Annotated in this window: 23 protein-coding genes; 13 read left to right on the forward strand and 10 right to left on the reverse strand. The window is 73.7% G+C overall.

All coding sequences use genetic code 11. The features are described 5' to 3' along the window. Window positions 1–24: 24 nt before the first annotated feature. The 4 genes from glgA (at window position 25) to EDD34_RS12000 (ending at window position 3814) form a co-directional block, all read left to right on the forward strand. Complete coding sequence (glgA, locus tag EDD34_RS11985) at window positions 25–1305, forward strand: glycogen synthase (RefSeq protein ID WP_246012352.1); 1281 nt, start codon at window positions 25–27, stop codon at window positions 1303–1305. Window positions 1306–1468: 163 nt separating this feature from the next. Further along, the gene (gene fabG, locus EDD34_RS11990; protein WP_123814776.1) at window positions 1469–2197 is read left to right on the forward strand and encodes a 3-oxoacyl-ACP reductase FabG; all 729 of its coding nucleotides are present in this window, start codon (window positions 1469–1471) and stop codon (window positions 2195–2197) included. Window positions 2198–2390: 193 nt separating this feature from the next. Beyond that, window positions 2391–3167: an enoyl-ACP reductase FabI gene (gene fabI, locus EDD34_RS11995; protein WP_123814777.1), complete on the forward strand. Its 777-nt coding sequence runs from the start codon at window positions 2391–2393 to the stop codon at window positions 3165–3167. A gap of 83 nt (window positions 3168–3250) precedes the next feature. Continuing rightward, the gene (locus EDD34_RS12000) at window positions 3251–3814 is read left to right on the forward strand and encodes a SixA phosphatase family protein (RefSeq protein WP_123814778.1); all 564 of its coding nucleotides are present in this window, start codon (window positions 3251–3253) and stop codon (window positions 3812–3814) included. 3 nt (window positions 3815–3817) lie between these two features. Here the strand turns inward: EDD34_RS12000 and EDD34_RS12005 are convergent, their stop codons facing one another. Then, window positions 3818–4798, reverse strand: a complete 981-nt coding sequence (locus tag EDD34_RS12005; protein WP_123814779.1) for a LacI family DNA-binding transcriptional regulator — start codon at window positions 4796–4798, stop codon at window positions 3818–3820. A gap of 144 nt (window positions 4799–4942) precedes the next feature. Here EDD34_RS12005 and EDD34_RS12010 point away from each other — a divergent pair, with 144 nt between their 5' ends. The 7 genes from EDD34_RS12010 to EDD34_RS12040 are packed head-to-tail and all read left to right on the forward strand — an operon-like array spanning window position 4943 to window position 11821. After that, window positions 4943–6637 (forward strand): HAD family hydrolase, encoded by a 1695-nt coding sequence (locus EDD34_RS12010; RefSeq protein ID WP_123814780.1) that lies wholly within the window; start codon window positions 4943–4945, stop codon window positions 6635–6637. A gap of 39 nt (window positions 6638–6676) precedes the next feature. After that, window positions 6677–7591, forward strand: coding sequence for a DUF8171 family membrane protein (locus EDD34_RS12015; protein ID WP_123814781.1), 915 nt, complete (start codon window positions 6677–6679; stop codon window positions 7589–7591). Next, window positions 7588–9327, forward strand: coding sequence for an ABC transporter ATP-binding protein (locus EDD34_RS12020; RefSeq protein ID WP_123814782.1), 1740 nt, complete (start codon window positions 7588–7590; stop codon window positions 9325–9327). Before EDD34_RS12015 ends, EDD34_RS12020 begins: the two co-directional genes overlap by 4 nt. Continuing rightward, window positions 9324–10166 (forward strand): energy-coupling factor transporter transmembrane component T family protein, encoded by an 843-nt coding sequence (locus tag EDD34_RS12025; protein ID WP_123814783.1) that lies wholly within the window; start codon window positions 9324–9326, stop codon window positions 10164–10166. Before EDD34_RS12020 ends, EDD34_RS12025 begins: the two co-directional genes overlap by 4 nt. Window positions 10167–10215: 49 nt before the next feature. Next, window positions 10216–10617 (forward strand): DUF3099 domain-containing protein, encoded by a 402-nt coding sequence (locus tag EDD34_RS12030; RefSeq protein WP_123814784.1) that lies wholly within the window; start codon window positions 10216–10218, stop codon window positions 10615–10617. After that, window positions 10617–10877, forward strand: coding sequence for a hypothetical protein (locus EDD34_RS12035; protein WP_123814785.1), 261 nt, complete (start codon window positions 10617–10619; stop codon window positions 10875–10877). Before EDD34_RS12030 ends, EDD34_RS12035 begins: the two co-directional genes overlap by 1 nt. Beyond that, window positions 10874–11821 (forward strand): SURF1 family cytochrome oxidase biogenesis protein, encoded by a 948-nt coding sequence (locus tag EDD34_RS12040; RefSeq protein WP_123814786.1) that lies wholly within the window; start codon window positions 10874–10876, stop codon window positions 11819–11821. The genes EDD34_RS12035 and EDD34_RS12040 overlap by 4 nt, the downstream gene beginning before the upstream one ends. 2 nt (window positions 11822–11823) lie before the next feature. Here EDD34_RS12040 and EDD34_RS12045 read toward each other — a convergent pair whose 3' ends face one another. Then, window positions 11824–12501: a DUF305 domain-containing protein gene (locus tag EDD34_RS12045; RefSeq protein ID WP_246012354.1), complete on the reverse strand. Its 678-nt coding sequence runs from the start codon at window positions 12499–12501 to the stop codon at window positions 11824–11826. A 165-nt stretch (window positions 12502–12666) separates the two neighbouring features. Here EDD34_RS12045 and EDD34_RS12050 point away from each other — a divergent pair, with 165 nt between their 5' ends. After that, window positions 12667–13446: a response regulator transcription factor gene (locus tag EDD34_RS12050; protein ID WP_246012356.1), complete on the forward strand. Its 780-nt coding sequence runs from the start codon at window positions 12667–12669 to the stop codon at window positions 13444–13446. Here the strand turns inward: EDD34_RS12050 and EDD34_RS12055 are convergent. Continuing rightward, window positions 13374–14498 (reverse strand): sensor histidine kinase, encoded by a 1125-nt coding sequence (locus EDD34_RS12055; protein ID WP_123814788.1) that lies wholly within the window; start codon window positions 14496–14498, stop codon window positions 13374–13376. The two genes, EDD34_RS12050 and EDD34_RS12055, sit on opposite strands and share 73 nt — an antisense overlap. A gap of 169 nt (window positions 14499–14667) precedes the next feature. Here EDD34_RS12055 and EDD34_RS12060 point away from each other — a divergent pair, with 169 nt between their 5' ends. Then, the gene (locus tag EDD34_RS12060; RefSeq protein WP_123814789.1) at window positions 14668–16266 is read left to right on the forward strand and encodes an ABC-F family ATP-binding cassette domain-containing protein; all 1599 of its coding nucleotides are present in this window, start codon (window positions 14668–14670) and stop codon (window positions 16264–16266) included. A gap of 23 nt (window positions 16267–16289) precedes the next feature. On the opposite strand, the gene EDD34_RS12065 is transcribed toward EDD34_RS12060, so the two are convergent. The 7 genes from EDD34_RS12065 to EDD34_RS12095 form a co-directional block, all read right to left on the reverse strand. After that, window positions 16290–16760, reverse strand: a complete 471-nt coding sequence (locus EDD34_RS12065) for an SRPBCC family protein (protein WP_123814790.1) — start codon at window positions 16758–16760, stop codon at window positions 16290–16292. Next, a complete protein-coding gene (locus tag EDD34_RS12070; protein WP_123814791.1) occupies window positions 16760–17644 on the reverse strand; it encodes an FAD binding domain-containing protein in 885 nt (294 codons plus the stop codon). The genes EDD34_RS12065 and EDD34_RS12070 overlap by 1 nt, the downstream gene beginning before the upstream one ends. Next, on the reverse strand, window positions 17641–20061 hold the full coding sequence (locus tag EDD34_RS12075; RefSeq protein ID WP_123814792.1) for a xanthine dehydrogenase family protein molybdopterin-binding subunit: 2421 nt from the start codon (window positions 20059–20061) through the stop codon (window positions 17641–17643). Before EDD34_RS12075 ends, EDD34_RS12070 begins: the two co-directional genes overlap by 4 nt. Then, window positions 20058–20561 carry a (2Fe-2S)-binding protein gene (locus tag EDD34_RS12080; RefSeq protein WP_123814793.1) on the reverse strand — a complete coding sequence of 168 codons (504 nt, stop codon included), beginning with the start codon at window positions 20559–20561 and terminating at the stop codon, window positions 20058–20060. Before EDD34_RS12080 ends, EDD34_RS12075 begins: the two co-directional genes overlap by 4 nt. Window positions 20562–20654: 93 nt before the next feature. Beyond that, window positions 20655–21971 carry an endo-1,4-beta-xylanase gene (locus EDD34_RS12085; RefSeq protein WP_123814794.1) on the reverse strand — a complete coding sequence of 439 codons (1317 nt, stop codon included), beginning with the start codon at window positions 21969–21971 and terminating at the stop codon, window positions 20655–20657. A gap of 10 nt (window positions 21972–21981) precedes the next feature. Continuing rightward, window positions 21982–23139: an XdhC family protein gene (locus EDD34_RS12090; protein ID WP_123814795.1), complete on the reverse strand. Its 1158-nt coding sequence runs from the start codon at window positions 23137–23139 to the stop codon at window positions 21982–21984. Next, a complete protein-coding gene (locus tag EDD34_RS12095; RefSeq protein ID WP_246012358.1) occupies window positions 23132–24448 on the reverse strand; it encodes a vWA domain-containing protein in 1317 nt (438 codons plus the stop codon). Before EDD34_RS12095 ends, EDD34_RS12090 begins: the two co-directional genes overlap by 8 nt. Window position 24449: the final 1 nt, after the last annotated feature.

Raw genomic sequence — 24449 nt, forward strand, 5'->3', positions numbered from 1 at the left:
GGAAAGATCGGTAACGTCTGGACCGTGACATCTCCGGAGCCGCAGCCCCCGTCGTCCCGCCTCACGGTCGATCTCCTGACCCGGGAGTATCCGCCGCACGTCTACGGCGGTGCGGGGGTGCACGTCACGGAACTGGCGAGCGTGCTCGGACCCCTCGCCGACGTGCGGGTGCGCCACTTCGGCGAGGAGGCCGGGGCCGGCGTCGTCGGCCCCGGGAAGCCGGAGCCGGCGGTGACGGGCTACACCACCCCCGCCGAGCTGACCGGCGCGAACCCCGCGCTGGCCACCCTCGGAACCGACGTCGTGATCGCGCGCGACTGCGCCGGGGCCGACGTCGTGCACTCCCACACCTGGTACGCCAACCTGGCCGGCCACCTGGCCGGGCTGCTGCACGACGTGCCGCACGTCGTCACCGCGCACTCCCTCGAACCGCTGCGCCCGTGGAAGGCGGAGCAGCTCGGCGGCGGGTACGCCCTCTCGTCGTGGGCGGAACGGACGGCCTACCTCGGCGCGTCGGCGATCATCGCCGTCTCGGCCGGGATGCGGGACGACATCCTGCGCTGCTACCCCGAGCTCGACCCCGGCCGGGTGCACGTGGTGCACAACGGGATCGACCTGGGCGGGTGGCGGCGGCCGTCCGGCGACGCCGCGCTCGCCGAGGCCGACCGGACCGTCCGGCGCCTCGGGATCGACCCCGACCGGCCCTCGGTCGTCTTCGTGGGGCGGATCACACGACAGAAGGGCCTGCCGTACCTGCTGCGGGCGGCCGCCGAGCTGCCCGCGTCCGTGCAGCTCGTGCTGTGTGCGGGCGCGCCGGACACGCCGGAGCTGATGGCCGAGGTCCGGGATCTGGTGAGCGGGCTCCGGGAGGCGCGCGGCCGCGACGGCGGGGTCGTGTGGATCGAGCAGATGCTGCCACGCGAGGAGCTCGTCGCCGTGCTCGCGGCCGGCACGGCGTTCGTCTGCCCGAGCGTGTACGAGCCGCTCGGCATCGTGAACCTCGAGGCGATGGCCGTCGGCCTCCCCGTGGTCGCCACGGCGACCGGCGGCATCCCGGAGGTCGTGGACGACGGCGTGACGGGCGCGCTCGTCCCGATCGACCAGGCCGACGACGGTACCGGGACGCCGCTCGACCCGGACCGCTTCGTGGCGGACCTGGGCGAGGCCCTGAACCGGATGGTCGCCGACCCCGCGCGCGCCGCCGCGATGGGCGCGGCGGGCCGACGACGCGCTGAGGAACACTTCTCCTGGGCGGCCATCGCCGACCGCACGATGGAGGTCTACCGCCGCGTCACGGGCGCGTAGCGGCCCCGAGACGCGCCGGCCACACGGCCCGGATCGCCACATTCCGTGGTGTTGATCACCGATGTCACGAATCAATGTTGTCGGAAACCCACAACGCGCGGCGCGGGGCACGTGGCACGTCGCGCAGCGCAGCCCGGCCGGTCGCGGCGGTAGCGTCGCTGGCATGACCGAGAACCTGGATTCCGCCGCCGGCCGCGTCGTCGTCGTGACCGGTGCCGCACGCGGCATCGGCCGCTCGATCGCCGAACGATTCGTCGCCGAGGGGGACCGCGTCGCCACGTTGTACCGCGGGGGCGACCTGCCCGAGGGTGTGCACGGCTACAAGGCCGACATCACCGACAGCACGGCCGTGAACGACGCCTTCGCGCAGATCGAGCAGGACCTCGGGCCCGTGCAGGTACTCGTCGCGAACGCCGGCGTGACGCGGGACCAGCTCCTGATGCGGATGTCCGACGAGGAGTTCGAGCAGGTCGTCGACGTGAACCTGACCGGCACGTTCCGCTGCGTGCGCCGCGCCGCCAAGAGCATGATCCGCAAGCGCTACGGCCGTATCGTGCTGATCGGGTCCCTCGTGGGTCTGTACGGCGGCACCGGACAGGTGAACTACGGCGCGTCGAAGGCGGCGCTGGTCGGCATGGCCCGCTCGATCTCCCGTGAGCTCGGGGGCCGCGGCATCACCGCGAACGTCGTCGCGCCCGGCTTCATCGAGACCGACATGACCGCCGAGCTGCCGGACAAGACGCGGGAGTTCTACCTCGGCGCGATCCCCGCCGGGCGGTTCGCCCGCCCCGACGAGGTGGTCGGCGCCGTGACGTTCCTCGCATCGGACGCCGCGGCCTACGTGACCGGCGCCGTCCTGCCCGTCGACGGCGGCATGGGCATGGGGCACTGACGAGCCCGCTGACCCGCACGTTCACCGGCGCGGGCACAGGGCCCGCGCCCACCTCGACGAACATCCTCCGCAACCATCCTCCGCAACCCGCGTCGGCACGGGAGTTTTCCTCCCCGCGGGTCACACCGTTACGCTCACACCCAGTGCGGGGCCCGGCGCGAGAGCGCCCCCGCGCATTCACCGGAAGGACAACATGGGTCTCCTCGAAGGCAAGAAGCTGCTCATCACCGGAGTTCTCACCGACTCGTCGATCGCGTTCCACACGGCCCGCATCGCGATCGAGGAGGGCGCCGAGGTGATCCTCTCGTCGTTCGGCCGTCAGATGAAGCTGACGCAGGCGTTCGCGAAGCGTCTTCCGGGCGAGACGCCGCCTCCGGTGGTCCAGCTCGACGTGACCAGCGCCGAGGACCTCGCGGGCCTCGCCGACGCCGTGCGTGAGGCCGGCTTCGACCGGCTCGACGGTGTGGTGCACTCGATCGGTTTCGCACCGCAGAGCGTCATGGGCGGGAACTTCCTGTCGGGCGAGTGGGAGGACGTGGCCACCGCGCTGCACGTCTCCACGTTCTCGTACAAGGCCCTGGGCGTCGCCGCCAAGCCGCTGATGACCGACGGCGGCGCCGTCGTCGGCCTGACCTTCGACGCGCAGTTCGCCTGGCCCGTCTACGACTGGATGGGCGTGGCCAAGGCCGGCCTGGAGGCCGCCAACCGCTACCTGGCGCGTGACCTCGGCCCCGCCGGCATCCGCTGCAACCTGGTGTCCGCAGGGCCGATCAAGACGACCGCCGCGAAGTCGATCCCCGGCTTCGAGCAGATGGAGGCCGCCTGGCCGGAGCGCGCGCCGCTCGGCTGGGACCAGACCACCGCGGAGCCGACGGCGCGCACCGTCGCGGCCCTGCTCAGCGACTGGTTCCCCGCCACCACCGGCGAGATCGTGCACGTCGACGGCGGCGTGCACGCCATGGGGCAGTAGCCCGCACCCGGGGACACCCCCCTCGACCTGCGGTGCCTCCCTCACCCGGGAGGCACCGCGTGAACCATCCGAAGGAGTAGATCGTGGCCAGGCATCGCGAGGAGGTGGCGTCGACGACGCCGACACGCCGGCTCGTCCTGTTGCGTCACGCCAAGGCCGAGCCGGCCACGAGCTCCGACGACGCGCTGCGCCCGCTCGCGCTGCGGGGGCGCACGCAGGCGGCGGGGCTGAGCGCGGCGCTGGTCGCGCTGGGAGCCGTGCCCGACGTCGTGCTCGTCTCCTCCGCCCTGCGCACGCGCCAGACGTGGGATCTCGCCAAGAACGGCCTGAACAGCCGGCGCGACGGCAGCCCGTGGGTCGTGGTCACCGACGCCCTGTACAACGCCCGCGTGGAGGACGTGCTCGCGCTCGTCGGCGAGCTCGACGACAGCGCACGCACCGTCCTGGTGATCGGGCACGAGCCCACGATGGCGGCGACGGCGTCGTTCCTTGCCGGCCCCGGCTCCGACGACGCCGCCCTCGCCCAGGTGCGCGTCGGCGTGCCGACCGCCACCTACTCCCTGCTGGAGGCCCCGGCCGGGACCCCGTGGTCCGCCTGGACGCGCTCCACCGCGGTCCTCACGCACGTGGGCCGGCCGCAGGGCTGACGCTCAGGCGCTGGCCCGGACCACGAGCCGCGGGGTGAGCACCTCGTGACGGTCCGCCGCGCGACCGGACCAGCGCTCCCGCAGGAGCTCGACCGCCAGTGCGCCCATCTCCGCGCGCGGCTGGTGCACGCTGGTGAGGCGCGGTCGCGCCCGCAGGGCGAGCGCCGAGTCGTCGTAGCCCACCACGGCGAGTCCGGCGGGCACGTCGATCCCCTGGTCCCAGGCGTGGTCGAGCACGTCGAACGCCTCGACGTCGTTCCGCGCGAAGACCGCGGAGAAGCCCTCCGCCAGGGCGGCGTCCAGCCCGGGTCCCGCCGTCTCGTCGCGTTCCCGCTCGATCACCCGCACCTGGGCGGCCAACCCGTGGGCCGCCATCGCCGCCTCGTACCCCGCGCGCCGGGCCAGGCCCGCCGGGCGTCGTGACGCGGTCAGGTGCGCGATCCGCTCGTGCCCGGCCGCGACGAGATGGCCGACGGCGAGCGCGGCGCCCCGTTCGTCGTCGTTGTTGACCGAGTCGATCCCGGCGACCGGTTCGAGGGAGCGCCCCACCATGACCACCGGCGCCCGTCGCGCCGCGGCCTGCAGCAGGGCGGGGTCCGCCCAGGACGAGACCACCACCAGCCCGTCCACGTTCAGGTCGCCCAGCGCGTCGAGCCGCTCGGCCATGCGGCCGGCCTTCCGCGCCCCGTGGGCGAGCAGCACGGACAGGCCGTGCTGCTCGGCCGCCCGCTCGACCGACTCGACCACCTCCGTGTGGTACGGGTTGTCGAGGCTGGCGACGACGACGCCGAGCAGCATGGAGCGGGTCTGCCGCAGGGCCCGCGCGAGGGCGTTCGACCGGTACCCGAGCTCGCCGGCCGCGGCGACGATCCGCTCGCGCGTGGCGGGGCTCACGCCGTCGTCCCCGCGCAGCGCCAGCGACACGAGAGACTTCGAGACCCCGGCCCGCGCGGCGACGTCGACGATCGTGGGACGGGACTTCATGCACTGTTTCTACCCCACGGCGGGGAGCGGCCCCAACAGTGACCGGGCCCATGGACTGGAACGTTCCAGAATTTGGCGCGCGTTCACCTGGCGGCCGCCGTTCCGCCACCCCGGCGCCGCCGACCGTCCCTAGCGTCGTCGCCCGTGACCGAAACTCCCTCCGCCCTCGCCGTCCGCCCTGCCGCGCTGCTCCTGGACTTCGGGGGCGTCGTCTTCGCCACGCGGAAGCGGCCGGGTGCCATCGACGAGGTCGCCGACCACGTCGCAGGCGTCCTCGCCCGGGCCGGCCACCACATCCCCGCCGCCGACCTCGTCCCGGTGCTGGCCGGCGGGCGCACGGCGCTCCGGGACTGGAAGAACTCCGCGAGCCGCCGCCTCGCCCCGCGTGAGCTGACGCACCGCGAGATCTGGGACGACTTCCTCGCCGCTCCCCTGCCGCCCGCCGCCCGTGAGGTCCTGGTCGGCCAGGCGGGAGCCCTGCAGCAGATGGTCACGCTGACGCTCGCCGAGCACGAGCTCCGCCCGGGGATCCGGGAGCTGATCGACCTCGCGGACTCGCTCGGCATGCGGCTCGGCATCGTGTCCAACGCGCACTCCGGGCGCGCCCACCGGGCGGTGATGGAACGTGACGGGCTGTCGGAGGCGTTCGGCGTGCAGGTGTACTCCGACGAGGTGGGCGTGCGCAAGCCGAACCCGGAGATCATCGAGATCGCGGCGCGCGCCCTCGGTGCCGACCCCGCGAACTGCTGGTACGTCGGCGACACCTACGACCGCGACGTCGTCGCGGGACGCCGCGCGGGCGTGGCCGCCGTCGTCGTGACCCGGCACCACCACACCGACAGGGTCCCGTTCCCGGTCTCGGACACACCCGACGCGATCTTCGACACCCCGGAGGGACTGGTCGACGCCCTGCGTGCGGCCGGGCCGCCCGAGCCCGAGCCGGCCGCGAGCGCCGGCGGCACTCGGCTTGCCACGCCCGGCCCCACCGTGCCGCCGAGCGCGCTGCTGCTCGACCACGGCGGCGTCATCTCCACGTCGCGCCCCGACGACGCCGTCCGGCGCAGGTTCGCCGAGTCCCTGGCCACCCGCCTCACGCGTGCCGGCTACCCGCTCACCCCGGACCGGGCCGTGGCCGCCCTGGACGACATCCGCGCGGCCCACAAGTCCTGGAAGGCCCGCCACGAAGCCCCGCCGTCCGCCGGCCGCGCCGACCAGGACGGCCGGGCCGACGAGGCGTTCGTTCCCGAGATCGACGCCACGACGTTCTGGGTGGAGCTGGGCGGGCCGGTCCTCGCCGGGATGCTGGACGGCGACGCGCCGGCCGACGGGTTGCGGTGCTGGCTGCGGGCCGAGGCGCATTCGCTGATGGTCGCCTGGGCCCGCGCCAAGTCCGTGCCCGCCGTACGACCCGGTGTCCACGAGCTGCTGCGGGCCGCGCGGGCCGCCGGTGTCCCGGTCGCCGTCGTCTCCAACACCGTCAGCGGGCGCGCCGTACGCGAGAAGCTGGCGGACGCCGGGCTGGACGAGTACATCGGCGCGCACGTGTACTCCGACGAGCTCGGACGCCGCAAGCCGGACCCGGAGATGCCCGCCGCCGCGCTGCGCGCCCTGGCGGCCGACCCGGCCCGGGCGATCTTCGTCGGCGACAAGCCCCACCGCGACGTGCGGGCAGCCCGCGCCGCGGGCATCGGGACCGTCGTGCTGGTACGCGGCGGCTCGACGTCCGACGACGCCCTCGACGGCGTCATGTCGCGGCCCGGCGACCCCGACCGTCCCGACCATGTCGTCCAGGAGATGGGCGATCTCGTCTCGCTCGCCTTCTCCGGTACCGCCGAGTGACCCAGCAAGTCCCCCACCCTGAAAGAAAGTAGGCCCCTCATGTCCGTCTCAGAGATCACGGACGACTTCCGCGACCGGGCGCGCTCCGCCGACATCCTGTCCGGATCGCAGAAGCTCATGATCCTCGTCCTGTCGATGACGCTGTACGGCGTCGGCGACATCGTCGCCAACATCGTGCCCGAGATCCAGGCCGGTCCGTTCGAGATCGGCGTGTCGTACTTCTCCTTCATCGCCGTCGTCCTGGCGGCGCTGCTCGCCCCGGCGTGGGTCGCGCTCGGCGCACCGCTCGGCGAGCTCGTGTTCTCGGACATGCTGCTCGGCGACTTCGGCGGCTTCAGCGAGATCGAGGGCTTCCTCGAGACCGCCCTGGCGATCTACATCGCGGGCTGCCTGGTCCGCAACCCCCGGAGCCTGCGGCAGCTGTTCTGGGCGCCGATCGTCATGGTGCTGGTCGACAAGCTCACCGGCGGTGCCATCGACATCACCAAGGTGCTCATCGGGATCGACCCCGAGTCGCTCGAGGAGTCCGGCGGGCTCGTGTCCGCGTTCCTGGTCGCCGAGGGCATCGACATCGTCATCACGGTCGTCACGTCCGGCATCCTGTTCGGCGCGCTGCCCGCGATGTGGCTCGCCCCGCGCCTGTACGGCAAGCTCGAGCCGATCATGGGCCTGCGGCCCCGCGACCCGCAGCGTCCGCCGCGCATGCGCGGCCCGTGGAAGACGTCGATCTGGGCCGTGGCCGCCCTCGCCTTCGTGGCGGCCGCGGCGGTCGAGCTCACCGCCGCGTGGGAGGAGTTCGCCGGCCGGGAGGGGATCTCCGTGCTGGGCGCGTTCGAACCCGACTACGTGGAGCGGTTCGGCGCCGTGTACCTGTGGATCGCCGCCGCGATCGCGCTGGTGATCGGCCTCGGTGTGTTCTTCGCGCTCCGCGCCGTGCGGTCGAGGTCGCAGTGAACGGCGCCCCGCCCGCCATCGAGGTGCGCGACCTGGTCTTCCGCTACCCGGGCGCCGAGCGGGACTCGCTGCGCGGTGTCTCGCTGCGGATCGAGCCCGGCGACTTCGTGGCCGTCGTCGGCGGCAACGGTTCCGGCAAGACGACGCTCTGCAAGACGTTCAACGGCCTGGTGCCGCACTTCTGGAACGGCGACATCTCCGGCGTCGTCCGGGTGAACGGGACCAGCACGGCCCCCCGGTCCGTGGGCGAGATCGCGCACGACGTCGGCTACGTGTTCCAGGACTTCGGCAACCAGCTGGTTCGCCCCACCGTCCGCGACGACGTCACGTTCGCACCGGTGAACTTCGGGCACGCGGACTGGGCCGAGCGCGCCCGGCACGCGATGGAGGTGCTGGGGATCGAGTCGCTCGCCGACACCTACACGTGGCTGCTGTCGGGCGGGCAGCAGCACCTGACCGCGCTGGCGGGCACGCTCGCGCTGACGCCCGGGATCCTCGTGGTCGACGAGCCGGCCGCGGAGGTCGACCCGGTGCGGGCCGGCGTCGTCTACGACCATCTCACCCACCTCAACCGGGACCTCGGCATCACGGTGGTCGTCATCGAGCACCACGCGGAGCTGGTGGCCCGGTACGCGAAGTCGGTCGTCCTGATGGCCGACGGGACCGTGCGCTGGCACCTGCCCGTCGCCGAGGCGTTGTCCCGCACGGCCGACCTGGCCGAGGCCGACATCCCCGCCCCGCAGATCGTGGCCGCGGCCCGGGCCCTCGTGCCCGGCGTCGCCTCCGGGAAGCGGCAAGCGCCCCTGACCGTCGAGGACGCGGCCACGATGCTGCGACCGCTGGTCGAGCCGGGATCCGGTGACCACCGGCCGCCGTCGGACCCCGTGTCCGTGGTCGGCCGCGACGACAGCGGGAAGGCCGCGGGCGACGGCACCCACGTCGCCCGCATGTCCGGTGTCACGTACGGGTACCAGAGCATCGCGGGTCCTCGCGGCACCGTGCTGGACGGACTGGACCTGGAGCTGCGGGACGGCGAGCGGATCGCGCTGGTCGGATCGAACGGCGCAGGCAAGTCGACGCTGCTGACCGTGCTGGCCGGGCTCGCGATCCCCCAGCGCGGCCTCGTCGAGGTGGACGGGCGGGACACCAGGACGCTGTCGGCCGCCGAGCTCGCCGGGACGGTCTGCTACCTGCTGCAACGCCCTCAGGAGATGTTCCTCCAGGACTCCGTGGCCGGCGACGTCGCGATGTACCCGCGCGGCCGGGACCTGCCCGGCACGGACGAACTGGTGACGCGCGTCCTCGACCGAGTGGGCCTGTCCCGGTTCGCGGACCGGGACGGGAGGCTCCTGTCCGGCGGGCAGCAGCGGCGTGCCACGCTCGCCATCGGCCTCGCGATGCGGCCGAAGCTGCTCCTGCTCGACGAGCCGACGTCGAGCCTCGACCTGCGCTCCCGCGACGACGTCATCGGCATGCTGGCCGACCTCGCCGAGCACATCCGCTGCACCGTGGTCGCCACGCACGACATGCATCTGGTCGCCGAGTGGGCGTCCCGCGTGATCGTGCTCGACGACGGACGCGTGATCGCCGACACCGACCCGGCCACGCTGTTCGCCGACCCCGGCGTACTGGCCCGGGCCCGCCTGGTGCCGCCGCAGGTGGTGCAGCTCGGCGCGGCGCTCGGGCTGGATCCGGTGCCGCTGAGCGTCGACGGACTCCTCAGGAGGCTGTCATGAGCGGCACGGCGACGAAGCGGACCGGCCGGGACCGCATGTCGGTGGAATGGGTGAAGCTCGAGCTGATGCGGGTCGCCTACGCGACCCGCGGCGGATTCCTCTCCCGACGGGACCCGCGCGCGGTGCTGGCCTGGTACGTGGTGGTCGCGGCCGCGCCGTGGTTCACGTACTCGACGACGATCCTGACACTCCTGTTCCTCGCGGCCGCGGTCTGCGCCCTCGCGGCCCGGATCGGCCCGCTGCTGCTGGCGCTGTTCGCGTTCGGCCTGCTCGGACAGGCGGTGTATGTGCTGGTCCTGGTGTTCTTCCTGGGCGGCAACCCGGCGGCGATCGACGGGCTCGCACAGATCTCGCTGAAGCTGGGCACCATCTCCCTGGCGAGCATGGCCGCGTTCGTGTCGCTCGACCCGGAGAAGCTGTCCGACGGTCTGCTGGCACTGCGCGCCCCGGCGATGCTGGGCTTCGGCGTCAGCTACGGGTACCGGATGGTGCCGCTGCTCGTGGACGAGTTCCACACCATCGTCGACGGGCACCGGCTGCGCGGGGCGCCGCCGTCGGGCCACGGCTTCCTCGGCTGGCGCACGGCACGGCGCATCGGGGTCATCGCCGTTCAGTCGTTCTACCCGCTGATCCTCAACACCGCGGGCCGGACCCGGACGACGGTCGAGGCGCTGGAGACGCGCGGCTTCACCGCAGCGGGCAGCACCAGCGGCGCGGGCCGGCGGCTGCGCCTCGCCCACCTGCGGTTCACCCCGGCCGACGCCGCGCTGATCGCGGCCACGCTCCTGTTCGTGGTCGTGGCCTACGGGGTGGGCGGGAGGTGGCCGGTGATCGGCTGACGGAAGGCGGGCGGCCCTCGCTTCTCCGACCGGCTCGTAGACTGGGGTGATGAGCAAGGCTCCCCGTCCCGACGAGCCCGAGGTCCAGTCGATCACGGCGGTCCCCGAGTCGCTGGACGACGACCAGGCCCGGCGCACGAAGGTCTACCTGATCCAGATGGGGATCCGGCTGGTCTGCTTCGTCGCCGCGATCCTGTGCCTCACCGCGGGGCCCGCCTGGCTCGGCTGGACGCTCGCCGTCGGGGCGGTCGTGCTGCCGTACACGGCGGTGGTCTTCGTCAACGCGGGACCGAACCGCACGCCGCGTGACGCCCAGTCCTACGTCCCCCAGGGCCCGGCAGCGCTCCCGGAGAGCGAGGAGCCCGGGAAGACCGGCACCGGGCCTGCCGTGATCGACGGCGACGCCCTGCTCGAGGACGTGCGCGACGAACCCGTGGAGAAGAAGAACTGATGGATGTCCTGGGAACCGGCGGCGGGGCCGCCACGACGCCGGACGCTGTCGGCGAGCTGATCTGCAGCGCGAAGGGCTGCCGCGCCGAGGCCGCCTGGGGCCTGCTGTGGAACAACCCGCGGCTGCACACCCCCGAGCGCCGCAAGGTGTGGCTCGCGTGCGACGACCACCGCGAGCACCTCGAGCGGTTCCTGTCCGCGCGGAGTTTCTGGAAGCGGACCGTTCCGGCCGGCGAACTGGACCGGCAGGAGCCCGCGTGAGCGCTGCCGGCCGGTCCCGCGAGCCGCGCACCACCAGGCAGTGGCTGATCCTCGGGGTCGCCGCGGTGCTGCTGGCCGCGCTGTGCCTGGTCGCGGGCCTCTGGCAGTGGAACCGGTACGAGGACCGCGCCGCGCAGATCGACCTGATCGAGGAGAACTGGTCGGCCGCGGCGGTGCCGGTCGACGCGGTCCTGGCCGGCCCGGGCGCCGTCCTGCCCGACGACGCCGTGTGGCAGCCGGTCACCCTGACGGGCCGCTACGAGTCCGACGCGACCGTGCTGCTGCGCAACCGGCCCGTGCACTCCACGCCCGGCTACCACGTGCTCGTGCCGTTCGTCGCGGAGCACCCGGGCGCGCCGGACGGGATCGTCGTGGTGATCGACCGCGGGTTCGTGCCCCTCGGCGCGGACGGGAGCGCACCCGCCTCCGTGCCGGACGCCCCGTCGGGCGAGGTGGAGGTGACGGCGTCGCTGCGACTCGACGAGCCGCCGTCGTCCCGCGGTGCGCCGGACGGCCAGGTCCAGGCGATCTCGACCGCTCAGGTCCTGGCCGCCGGCCCCGACGGCGCGTCCTGGGCCGACGGCCGCACCGTCGGGGCGTACGGCGCGCTCCGCGCCGAGTCGCCACGGCCGGCGACGGCCCCCGCCGCGCTCCCCGCGCCCGGCACGGACCCCGGGTCGCACCTGAGCTACGCGTTCCAGTGGGTGGTGTTCTCGATCGGCGCGCTCGCCGGGTACGTGCTGCTGTGGCGCCGCGAGCGCGGGGCGCTGCGGGGGGCGTCGGTGTCGGCCGGCGACCTGCTGCTGGCCGCGCCCGACGTCGACGCCGCCACGGGCGGGACGACGTCGCGCGCGCGGCGCGCGGGCAGCGGCCGCGGCCTGCTGGCGCGCCCCACGGGCGACTCCGACGACGAGGACGCCCTCATCGACGCCCAGCTCCGCTGAGGTCAGCCGGCCACCTGGGCGGCCAGCTCCTCCATCTCGGCGATCTCCGCGGCCTGGGCCTCGGCGATGTCCGCGGCGAGGGCGAGCGCGTCCTCGTTCACGCCCTCCGACGTCTGGTTCTGCGACATCGTGAGCGCGCCCTGGTGGTGGGCGATCATGAAGTGCAGGAACTGCCGGTCGAAGTCCGCGCCGTCGAGCGTCTCGAGGGTCGCCATCGCCTCGTCCTGGCTCACCGGCTCCGTGTCGACGTCGCCGTGGTCCATGCCCTCCATGCCGTCGCCCGACATGTCCATGCCCTCGTGGTCCATGCTCTCCATGTCCATCGCGGCGGGGTCCGACTCCTCGCCCCACTCGTCCAGCCAGTCGGTCATGCGGTCGATCTCGGGCTGCTGCGCGGCCGCGATGCGGTTGGCGAGGCCCTGGACGGCGGGGCTCTCGGACTTCTCCAGGGCCAGCTCGGACATCTCGACGGCGCCCTGGTGGTGCACGATCATCATCTGGGCGAACTCGGTGTCGGCCTCGTTGTGGTGCTCGGCCTGCTCCATCTCGGCGTGCTCCGTCCCGGCCTGCTCGCCGGGTGCGGCGTCGCCGGTGCCCTCGGTCCCGGAGCAGGCGGCGAGTGACAGCCCGGCCACGAGGGCTGCCGTGACGCTCAGGGTGCGGCGGAGGGTGTGGTTCACGAAGGTGGTTCCTCTCGTTCAGGGCCCCGGTCCGGGGCCGGACACGGACGACTCCAGTCTCGGCGGCCCACCCCGCCCGTGCCCCTGCGGACCGATCAAGATTCGATGAAGACCGCGCGAAGCCCCTGGTCGCGATCAGGCCCGCTCCGTCGGCACAATGGGGGCGTGACTCCCGCCCCCGCATCTCCCGCGCGCCGTGCCGTCGTGGTCGACGACGAGGCACCCCTGGCCCGGCTCGTCGCCGGGTACCTGGAACGGGAGGGCTTCGAGACGTGGGTGGAGCACGACGGCGCCGCGGCCGTGCGGCTCCTGCACGAGGTCGACCCCGACGTCGTGGTGCTCGACCTGGGCCTGCCCGGCGTCGGCGGTGTCGAGGTGTGCCGCCGCCTGCGGACCTTCTCGGACTGCTACGTCGTGATGCTCACGGCGCGCACCGCGGAGACCGACGCCGTCGTCGGCCTGTCGGTCGGCGCCGACGACTACGTGACCAAGCCGTTCCGGCCGCGCGAGCTCGTGGCCCGGGTCCAGGCGATGCTCCGCCGCCCGCGCCCGCACCGGGTGCTCGCCGCGCCGGCCGTGGCGCGGCCCGCGCCGCCGATCGAGATCGGGCCCCTGCGGATCGACGTCGACGGGCGGGAGGTCTCGCTCGGCGGCACGCCGGTGCCGCTCACGCGCACGGAGTTCGACGTCCTGACCGCGCTGGCCGCGAAGCCCGGGACGGCGCTGTCCCGCCGCGACCTGATCGAGGCCGTCTGGGGCCGGGACTGGTACGGCGACGAGCACCTCGTCGACGTCCACGTGCTGCACGTGCGCCAGAAGCTGGGTGACACCGCCGCCGAGCAGCGGTTCGTGCGCACGGTGCGCGGTTTCGGCTACCGCATCGGGACGGGCGAGCGGCGGCGGGACGGTGCCGGCGGGAGGCCGACGACGAACGCCGCGCCCTGACCCGCTCCCCGGCTGTGCGCGGTCACGGTGCCGCCGTGCGCGACGACGAGCGACCGGACGATCGCCAGGCCGATCCCGGAGCCGCCGTGCCCGCGGTCACGGGCGGCGTCGACGCGGTAGAAACGCTCGAACACGTACGGGAGATGCTCCGGGGGGATGCCCTCGCCCGAGTCGGAGACGACGAACCGGACCTCGTGCCGGTAGCGCTGCGCGGTCAGCCGCACCTCGCCTCCCCGGGGCGTGTGGCGGAGCGCGTTCTCCAGGAGGTTGCCCAGGATCTGCCCGAACCGGTCGCGGTCCGCGGCGACCGCGGGCACGCCGTGCTCCACGTGGGCGAACAGGCGCACCTGGCGGGCGGCGTACTGCGGGCGCGCGGCCCGGGCCGCGAGCTCCACGAGCTGCGCCGGGGCGACGACCCGCAGGTCGAGCGGCAGCCCACCGGACTGCGCGGCGCCGACCGCGGACAGGTCCTCCGCGAGCCGCGTGAGGCGCGCCGCCTGCGCGCGCAGCATCTGGGTGGTGGCCGGGTTCAGGTCCTGGACGCCGTCCTCGATCGCGTCGAGGTAGCCGGAGATCGTGGCCACGGGGGTGCGCAGCTCGTGGGAGACGTCGGCCATGAGACGGTGGCGCATCTCCTCGTCGTGGCCGAGGCGTTCGGCCATGCCGTTGATCGCTCCGGCGAGCTCGTCGAACTCGGAGCCGAGGCGCGGGGCGGCGACGCGCTCGCCGAACCGTCCCGCCGCGACCTGCGCGGAGACCGTCGCCATGCCGTCGAGCGAGCCGGCCACGCGGCGGGAGAGCACGACCGCGAGCACGAGCGAGACCAGGACGGAGGCGCCCAGGGCGGCGGCGACGGTGAGGGCGCCGGCCTCGACGAACGCCTCCCGGGCGTGTTCCGTGACGGTCCCCGGTTCCCGCTCGGCGGCATCCATGTGGGAGCGGAACTGGCCGGGGCCCACCGCCTGGGCCACGAGCCAGGCGGCGACGCCGCCGGTGAGGACCACCAGGGCCATGGACAGGACCAGGCGGGTCCCGAAGCCCGACCACCTCATGCTGCTCCCCCGTTCGGCGTGTCACCTCACTGTACGTTCGGCGGCGTGCTCCCGGCGGCGACGCATCTCACTGCGCCCCGGCGACCTCGTTGCGTAGACTGGTCCGGCCCCGTTCGGCTCGGCCGCCATGGGCCCCGCACCCCCGAGAAACGCGAAGGACCCTCATCCCGTGATCACCGCCCATGGCGTGGAGCTGCGCTTCGGCGCCCGCGCACTGCTGAACCCCGCGACCTTCCGGGTCGGGCCGGGCGACCGCATCGGGCTGGTGGGCCGCAACGGTGCCGGCAAGACGACGCTCACCAAGACCCTCGCGGGCGAGACCCTTCCCGCCGCGGGCCAGATCACGCGCGGCAACGAAATCGGCTACCTGCCGCAGGACCCCCGCACCGGGGACCTCGACGTGATCGCGATGAACCGCGTGCTGTCCGCGCGCGAGCTCGACAAGCTCATCGCCAAGATGCGTGCCACCGAGGCCGAGATGGCCTCCGAGGATCCGGACGTCATGGCGAAGGCCCTGGACCGCTACCCGCGGCTGGAGGCGCGCTTCCTCGCCGCGGGCGGGTACGCCGCCGAGGCGGAGGCGCAGGTCATCACCGCGAACCTGGGCCTCGACCAGCGCGTGCTCGCCCAGCCGCTGCACACCCTGTCGGGTGGTCAGCGCCGCCGTATCGAGCTGGCGCGCATCCTGTTCTCCGGCGTCGACACGCTGCTGCTCGACGAGCCCACCAACCACCTCGACGCCGACTCCATCACCTGGCTGCGCGACTACCTGCGCGCGTACAGCGGCGGTTTCATCGTCATCTCGCACGACGTCGACCTGCTGCGCGCCTGCGTCAACAAGGTGTTCCACCTGGACGCCAACCGCGGCGAGCTCGACCAGTACGCCATGGGGTGGGACAACTACCAGAAGCAGCGGGAGACGGACGAGCGCCGTCGCCGGCGGGAACGCGACAACGCCGAGAAGAAGGCGTCCGCGCTCCTGTCCCAGGCCAACAAGATGCGGGCGAAGGCCACCAAGGCCACCGCCGCGCAGAACATGATCCGCCGCGCCGAGCAGATGCTCGACGGCGCCGAGGGGGTGCGGCAGAACGACCGGGTCGCCAAGCTCCGGTTCCCGACGCCCGCCCCCTGCGGCAAGACGCCCATCACGGCGAGCGGGCTGTCCAAGTCCTACGGCTCGCTCGAGGTGTTCACCGGCGTGGACCTGGCGATCGACCGCGGTTCGCGAGTGGTCATCCTCGGCCTGAACGGCGCGGGCAAGACGACGATGCTGCGGCTGCTCGCCGGCGTCGAGAAGCCGGACTCCGGGACCGTGGACGCCGGGCACGGGCTCAAGCTCGGCTACTACGCCCAGGAGCACGACACCCTCGACATGAACGTCACGGTCGTGGAGAACCTCCGGCACGCCGCACCCGACCTCACCGACACGCAGGTGCGCAACACGCTCGGCTCGTTCCTCTTCTCCGGGGACGACGCCGACAAGCCCACGCACGTCCTGTCCGGCGGCGAGAAGACCCGCCTGGCCCTGGCGACGCTCGTCGTCTCCAGCGCCAACGTGCTCCTGCTCGACGAGCCCACGAACAACCTCGACCCGGCCTCCCGCGCGGAGATCCTCGGCGCGCTGAAGACGTACGAGGGCGCCGTCGTCATGGTCACCCACGACGACGGCGCCGTCGACGCCCTCGAGCCCGAGCGTGTCCTGCTCCTGCCGGACGGTGACGAGGACCTCTGGAACGAGAGCTACGCGGAGCTGGTCAGCCTCGCGTAGCGGGCACCTGCCGCCGGTGGCGCCTACGCGGCCAGCTTCTTCTCCAGGCAGTCCGTGAAGCGGCCCAGCATCTTGTCGGAGACGTCCTGCACCAGGCCGCGGCCCAGGCTCGCGACCTTGCCGCCGATCTGGAGGTCGGTCCGCACCTCGACGTCGGTGGAGGGCCCGCCGGCCGCGCCGTCCCCGGGCGTCAGGACGACGACGGCCTGCGCGCCCGCCGTGCCGTTGCCGCGCTTGTCCTTGCCCTTCGCGGACAGCACCATGCGCCCGGAGCTGCCGTCCGCGGCGAGCTCCTTCTCCGTGAACTCGCCGACGCCGCTGAAGGTCAGCGCGATCGGGCCGAGCTTGATCTTCACGGACCCCGCGAACGTGTCCCCGTCCACCGACGTCACCTGCGCGCCGGGGAAGCAGTCGACCACCGACTCGACGTCGTCGAACGTCGCGAACGTGGTCGCGACGTCGGCGGGCACCGTGAACTCGTGGACCAGATCCATCACGCAGCCCCCGCCGCCGCGAGAACGGCCCGCCGGGCGAGCACGGTGACGAGGTGCCGCCGGTAGTCGGCGTCCCCGTTGAGGTCCGACGGCGGGCTGGTGCCGTCGGCCGCGGAGGCGCACGCCGCCGCGACCGCCTCCGGCGTCGGTGTCACGCCCACGAGCGCCTCCTCGACGGCACGCGCCCGCAGGGGTGTGGGACCCATGTTGGTCAGGCCGATCCGCGCCTCGGTGATGGTCTTCCCGTCGGCCATGTGCACGCACGCGCCGACGGCGACGATGGGCCACTGCTGGGCGATGCGCACGAACTTCTCGTACCGGTGGCCCCACCCGGGATGCACGGGGAAGCGGACGGCGACGAGCAGTTCGTCCTCGCCGACGGCGGTGGTGAACAGGTCCTGGAAGAAGTCGGCGGCGGGGACCACCCGTTCGCCGGCGGGCCCGGCGACGACCATCTCGGCCTCGAGCGCGAGGGCCACCGCGCCGCAGTCGCCGGCCGGGTCGGCGTGGGCGAGCGATCCGCCCAGCGTGCCGAGGTGCCGGATCTGCGGGTCGCCCACCTGGGAGACGGCGTCGTGCAGGAGACCGAGTTCCCCGCGGACCCGGGAGGAGGCGAGGATCTCGTGGTACGGCGTCATCGCGCCGATCTCGATGGCGCCACCGCCTCCGGCGACCGGGTCGGTGGAGGAGACCTCCCGGATGCCGCGCAGCGTGTCGATGCGGCCGATGTCGACCACGAGCTCGGGGGCGCCGAGGCGCATGCGCAGCACGGGCAGGAGCGACTGGCCTCCGGCGATGACCTTGGCGTCGTCGGACTCCGCGAGCAGGCTGAGCGCCTCGTCGACGCTGGTGGGGCGGGCGTACTCGAACGGTGCGGGGATCATGGCCTGTTCCCTTCGGCGATGGCCTGCCAGACACGCGCGGGCGTGCACGGCATCTGGACGTCGTGCACGCCGTACGGGCGCAGGGCGTCGACGACGGCGTTCACCACGGCGGGCGTGGACGCGATGGTCCCGGCCTCGCCGACGCCCTTGGCGCCGAGGGAGTTGGAGGTGGCGGGCGTGCTGCGGTGCGCGGTGTCGAAGCTGATGAGGTCGGCGGCGCTGGGGACGAGATAGTCGGCGAGGGTGCCGGAGAGCAGCGTGCCGGCGTCGTCGTACACGGCCTCCTCCCACAGGGCCTGGGCGATGCCCTGCACCAGCCCGCCGTGCACCTGCCCCGCGACGATGAGCGGGTTGATGACGGTACCGACGTCGTCGACGCACACGTACTTGCGCAAGGAGACGGCTCCGGTCTCCGTGTCCACCTCGACGGCGCACAGGTGGGTGCCGTGCGGGAAGGAGAAGTTCACCGGGTCGAACGTGACCTCGGCGTCGATGCTGGGCTCGATGCCCTCGGGGTAGTCGTGCGCGGCGAAGGCGGCGAGCGCGATCTCCTGGATGGTCTTTCCCTCGCCGGTGCCGGTCACGGTGAACTTCCCGCGGGCGAACTCGACGTCGCCGGCGTCGGCCTCCAGCAGGTGCGCGGCCCACGGCTTGGCCTTGGCCACCACCTTGTCGGCCGCGAGCGCCAGCGCCTCGCCGCCCACGGTGAGCGACCGCGACCCGTAGGTGTCGAGGCCGCGGGGGGCGACCTGGGTGTCGCCGTGCAGCACCTCGACGTCCTCGAAGGGGACGCCGAGGCGGTCGGCGACGATCTGGCTGAACGCGGTCTCGTGGCCCTGACCGTGGGCGCTGGCGCCGGTGGTGACCTCGACCTTGCCGGTGGGGAGCATGCGGATCTGGGCGTGCTCCCAGCCGCCGGCGCCGTAGTCGAGGCTGCCGAGCACGCGGGAGGGGGCGAGGCCGCACATCTCGGTGAAGGTGGAGATGCCGATGCCGAGCTGGACGGGGTCGCGCTCCTCGCGGCGCCGGGCCTGTTCGGCGCGGAGGTCCTCGTAGCCGAAGGTCTCGACGGCCTGCGTGGTGGCGGACTCGTAGTCGCCGGAGTCGTAGGTGAGTCCGGCGACGGTGGTGAACGGGAACTCGTCGTGCGTGATCCAGTTCTGGCGGCGCACCTCGAGGGGGTCGCGGCCCAGCTCGGCGGCCAGCTCGTCCATGAGGCGCTCGATGGCGAACGTGGCCTCGGGGCGTCCGGCGCCGCGGTAGGCGTCGGTCCAGGTCTTGTTGGTCAGGACGGTGCGGCAGTCGAACCGGTAGGCGGGGAACTTGTAGATGGCGTTGAACATGAACGCGCCGAGCACGGGCACGCCGCCGCCGACGAGGGCGACGTAGGCGCCGAGGTCGGCGAGCAGTTCCACCTTGAGGCCGGTGACGGTGCCGTCGGCGCGGGCGGCGAGGGTGAGCTTCTGCCACTGGTCGCGCCCGTGGTGGGCGGCGAGCAGGGACTCGGAGCGCGTCTCGGTGTACTTGACGGGCTTGCCGAGGCGGCGTGCGATGGCGAACGCCGCCCATTCCTCCGGCGTGGTCTGGAGCTTGCCGCCGAACCCGCCGCCGACGTCGGGCGCGATGACCCGGATCTTCGACTCGGGCACGCCGGTGGTGGCGGCCAGGAGGAAGCGGGTGATGTGCGGGATCTGGGTGGCGGACCAGACGGTGATCTGCTCGCCGGTGGGGTCGACGACGACGGAGCGGGGCTCCATGAACGCCGGGATGAGCCGCTGCTGGCGGTACTCGCGTTCGATGACGATGCCGTCGGTCCGGGCGGTGGCGATGGCGTCCTCGACGTCGCCGCCGGTCCCGGCCTCGGCGGAGTCGAAGATCCACCGGGCGGAGTTGTTGGTGCCCAGGTCGGGGTGCGCGAGGGCGCCACCGTTCTCGGGCGTCGCCGCGGCGGCGTCCTTGAGCTCGAGGGCGGCGGGCAGCTCCGCGTAGTCGACGTCGACCAGCTCGGCGGCGTCGGCGGCCGCGGCGGCGCTGCGGGCGACGACGACGGCGACGATCTCTCCGGCGAAGGCCACGCGGTCGACCGCGACGGGCTTGTGCTCGGGCGCGACCTGGTCGGGTGTGATGGGCCACGCGTTGGCGAGCACGCCCTGGGTGTCGGCGAGGTCGGTGCCGGTCAGCACGGTGACGACGTTCGGGGCGCGGGACGCGGCCCGGGTGTCGATGCCCGCGATGTTCGCGTGCGCGTACGGGCTGCGCACCATGGCCAGGTGCAGGGTGCCGGGCGGGGCCAGGTTGTCGGTCCAGCGGGTGCGTCCGGTGATGAGCCGCCGGTCCTCCTTGCGGCGCCGGTCGCGGCCGATCTCCTCGCCGCCGGCGGCTTCCGCCGTGGCCGGGGCCTCTTCCGTGGCGGTCATGCCGTGCCTCCGTCCGTTCCGTGCCCGGCGCCGGCCGCGGCCCCGCTGCCCGCGGCGACCTGCACCGCGCGCACGATGTTGTGGTAGCCGGTGCATCGGCAGAGGTTGCCCTCCAGCCCTTCCCGGATCTCGTCCTCGGTCGGTGCGGGGTTCTCGGCGAGCAGGTCCGCGGCCTGCATGATCATGCCGGGCGTGCAGAACCCGCACTGGAGGGCGTGACACTCGTGGAACGCCTCCTGGACGGGGTGCAGGGCGCCGTCGGCGGGAAGCCCCTCGATGGTGGTGACCGTGGCGCCGTCGGCCTGCACGGCCAGCACGTTGCACGACTTCACGCTGCGGCCGTCCAGATGAACGGTGCAGGCACCGCAGCTGGCGGTGTCGCAGCCGATCACCGTTCCGGTCTTGCCGAGCCGCTCGCGCAGGTACTGCACGAGCAGCAGGCGGGGTTCGACGTCGTCGGACACCTTCGCGCCGTCGACGGTGAGATCGATCCTGGTCATGGACGCTCCTCAGCCACTGCGTTGTGACGGTGTGACACGCATCACCGTACGCCGGGGCGACCACCCTTCGCCACACCTGGGCGGCGTGCGGGCTCAGGAGAAGTGCAGCGTCCGTTCCCCGCGCCCCGGGGTGTCCAGGGAGAAGGAGACCGGCGACCCGCCCCGCGCTCCGGGCAGGGAGACCTCGTAGTCGCCGAGGAAGCCCGTCACGTCCACGCGGCCGTCGTCGTCCGTGCGCAGGGTGGTGGGTGCCAGCCACCACTCGCCCTTGACCAGGTCGCGGAGGCGGTCGTAGGCCGGCTTGGGCGAGCCGTCGGCGCGCAGCAGGCCGCCGGGCGCGTTCAGCCACATGCCCCGGTCGCTCAGCCCCCAGTAGGTGAACGCCTCCACGGCCGGGTGCGCCAGCAGCTGCCGGAGGTACGCCTCCAGCTCCTCGGCCTGCCGGGCCTCGCCCTCGGCGGTGCTGGGCCAGTCGTCGACCTGCCAGTCGTTGAGGTCCACGATGTGCTCCGGCATGAGGTCGCCCGACAGCAGCGTGGTCTCGGTGAGGTGGATCGGGATGCCGTAGCGGGCGAACCGCTCCAGCACGCGGGCCGTCTTCTCCTCGCCCCACCATCCCTGGTGCATGTGGGACTGCAGGCCGAGGCGGTCGATCCGGATGCCCGCCTCCAGCACGGCCTCGATGAGGCACTCGTACGCCGTCGACATGTCGAAGTCGTTCAGCAGGAGGGTCGCGGACGGGTTGGCGGCGCGCGCCTCGTCCACGGCCATCCGGATCATCTCCACCCGGCCGCGCGCCCGGGCGAGCGGCGTGACCGCGTTGTCCTCGGCGGTGAAGACGGGCATGATCACCACTTCGTTGATGGCGTCCCAGGTGTCGATCACGCCCGCGAGCCCCGCGACGTCCCGCCGGATGCGTTCGCGCTGCAGCCGCTCCACCTCGGCCAGGCCGGCGTCGGTGACCGCGTCGCCGCCCTCGCGGGCGACGTCGAGCAGCCACCCGGGCTGGACCGTGTGCCACACCAGCGGGTGGCCCTTGACCGCGACGCCGCGTTCCGCGAACCACTCGGCCGCCCGGCGCAGGCGGGCCGTGTGCGGCGCGCCGCGTCGCGGCTCGAACGTGCCCCAGTAGAACGGGAGCGTGGCCTGGTTGAAGACGTCCAGCCAGGCGTCGGCGAGGCGCTGGTCGTACCCGGGGTCACGCGAGTCGCCGTTCGCGAGGTCCACGAGGTCGAACCCGATGCACCCGAACCAGAACGCGTGCCGGGTCTGGCGCACGGTGACGTCCCTGCCGGCCAGGGCCTCCCCGCCGGGGCCGCGCAGCGTGAGGCGGACGTCCGCGCGGCGGTGGGCGAGCGAGGGGTCGGGACGGTGGGTCACGGGCGGCGCGAAGAGGGACGACGACGTCATGGTGGGCACCCTAGTCGCGGTGTGCGCCCTCGTGATGGATCCGCCCGTCCGTCGTCGTCAGGGCGCGGCCCGATCCGCCCCAGCGGGCCGAGACGATCTCCGCGGCGATGCTCACCGCCGTCTCCTCGGGCGTCCGGGAGCCCAGGTCGAGGCCGATGGGGCTGTGCAGGCGCGCCAGCGCGTCGTCGGACACGCCGGCTTCGCGGAGCCGGGCGAGGCGGTCGTCGTGCGTGCGCCGCGAGCCCATCGCGCCGACGTAGGCGAGGTCGAGCCCGAGCGCCAGGTCCAGGACCGGAACGTCGAACTTCGGGTCGTGGGTGAGCACGCAGACCACCGTGCGGCCGTCGATCCGGCCCGCGTCCACCTCGGCCGCGAGGTACCGGTGGGGCCAGTCGGTCACCACCTCGTCCGCGTCCGGGAAGCGCGTCGCGGTCGCGAACACCGGGCGGGCGTCGCACACCGTGACCCGGTAGCCGAGGAACGAGCCGATGCGCGCCGTGGCCGCCGCGAAGTCGATCGCGCCGAACACGAGCATGCGCGGGCGGGGCGCGTGGGAGGAGACGAACACGCGGCAGCCCTCGCCCCGCCGCTCGCCGCGGGGCCCGTAGGTGAGGGTCTCGCTGAGCCCGCCGGCGAGCAGGCCGACGGCGTCGTCGGTCACGGCGTCGGTCAGGCGCTCGGCGCCGAGGCTTCCCGAGACGCGGGCGGCGGCCTCGCCGGGCCGGATGACCAGGCGGCGGCCGAGCACCCGCTCGTCGGGGTGCTCCACCACCGTGGCCACGGCGACCGGGCGGCCGGCGGCGATGTCCGCGGCGACCTCGTCCAGGTCGGGGAAGCTGGTGCGGTCCACCCGTTCCACGAACACGTCCAGGATGCCGCCGCAGGTCAGCCCGACGGCGAACGCGTCGTCGTCCGAGATGCCGTACCGCTCCAGCACCGGTGTGCCGGTCGTGGCCACCTCGCTCGCGAGGTCGTACACCGCACCCTCCACGCAGCCGCCCGAGACCGAGCCCACCGCGACGGGCGGCGCGCCGTCGTCCCCCGGTCCGACGAGCATCGCCGCCCCGGGCGGGCGCGGCGCCGACCGGAACGTGGCCACGACCGTGCCCATCCCGACCGGGCGGCCCTCCCGCCACCACGCCAGCAGTTCGTCCAGCACGTCACGCATGCGCGATCACCTCCAGTGCCTCTTCGAACGTACCCAGCGAATGCCCCGCGAGGAAGTGGTCCACGTGGGGCAGGACCGCGGCGATCCCCGACTGCACCGGCCGGTAGCCGGCCTTGCCGCGATGCGGGTTCACCCAGACCACCGCGTGCGCCAGGCGGTGCAGCCGGGCGGCACGGGCGGCCAGGTCCGCGGGGTCGCCCCGCTCCCAGCCGTCGCTGCAGACCACCACCACCGCCCCGCGCAGCCGCGCGCCGTACCGGTCCGTCAGCGCGGCGAGCGCCTCGGCGATCCTCGTCCCGCCCGCCCAGTCCGGCACGAGGTCACCGGTGCGGGCCAGCGCGCGCTCCGGGTCGGCCGTGCGCAGGGCGTCGGTGACGCGGGTCAGGCGGGTGCCCAGGGTGAACGCCTCCACCGGGGCGTCCGACCGCACGACGACGTGCGCCAGCCGCAGCAGGGCCTCCGCGTACGGCCGCATGGAACCGGACACGTCCACCAGCAGCACCACGCGACGCGGCGTGCGAGTCCGGCGGCGGCGCTCGATCCGGGCCGGCTCGCCCGCGCGGCGCAGGGAGGCGCGCAGCGTGCGGTGCAGGTCCGGGCGTCCGCGGCGCCACGGCACGGCGCGTGCGGCGCGGCGCAGCGGAGGGCGCGGGCGGAGGGTCGCGAGCTGTGCGGCGAGGACGCGGCGCTCCGTCGCGGTGAGGCCGGCGATGTCGCGGTGGCGGAGGACCTCGCGGTCGTCGGCCAGCTCGGGGACCGCGGCACCGGGCTCCCGCGGGTCTTCTCGGGGGCTGGGTTCGCGGGGCTCGGAGCCGGCGTCGCCCCGCCCGGGGGACTCGGAGCCAGAGGCATCCCCGGAAGGGAGCGGATCCCCGGAACCCGACTCGACCGCGGCCCCCCGCCCCGCACCAGCATGACGCCCACCACCCCGCTGCTGACGTGGGTTCAACAGGGTTTCGAATCCATTCGAACGCCCCGGAAAGGTCTGCGAGGCCCTGTTGAGGCCTCCCCCAGTAGTGGAATGAGGGAGTGAGGGGTTGGGGGAGCCGGCTGTGGCCCTGCCCCGCGGGAGCGGGAGGCCGGTGGCCGAGGTTCCGAACCAGGCGGCGAAGACCTGGTCGAACCGTGCCAGGTCGTCGGGCCCGCCGCACAGCGTCGCCCGGCCGGCGCGATAGGCGCCGACGGCGGTGTCCGCCCCCAGGACGGCGGTGGCCTGCAAGAACATGGTTGCCCGGTCGTGCGTGACCGCGACGCCGGCGGCCCGCAGCGCCCGGGCGAACCCGAGCAGCACCCGCTCGCCGCCGGACATC

This window comes from Myceligenerans xiligouense (assembly GCF_003814695.1).
Taxonomy (GTDB): domain Bacteria; phylum Actinomycetota; class Actinomycetes; order Actinomycetales; family Cellulomonadaceae; genus Myceligenerans; species Myceligenerans xiligouense.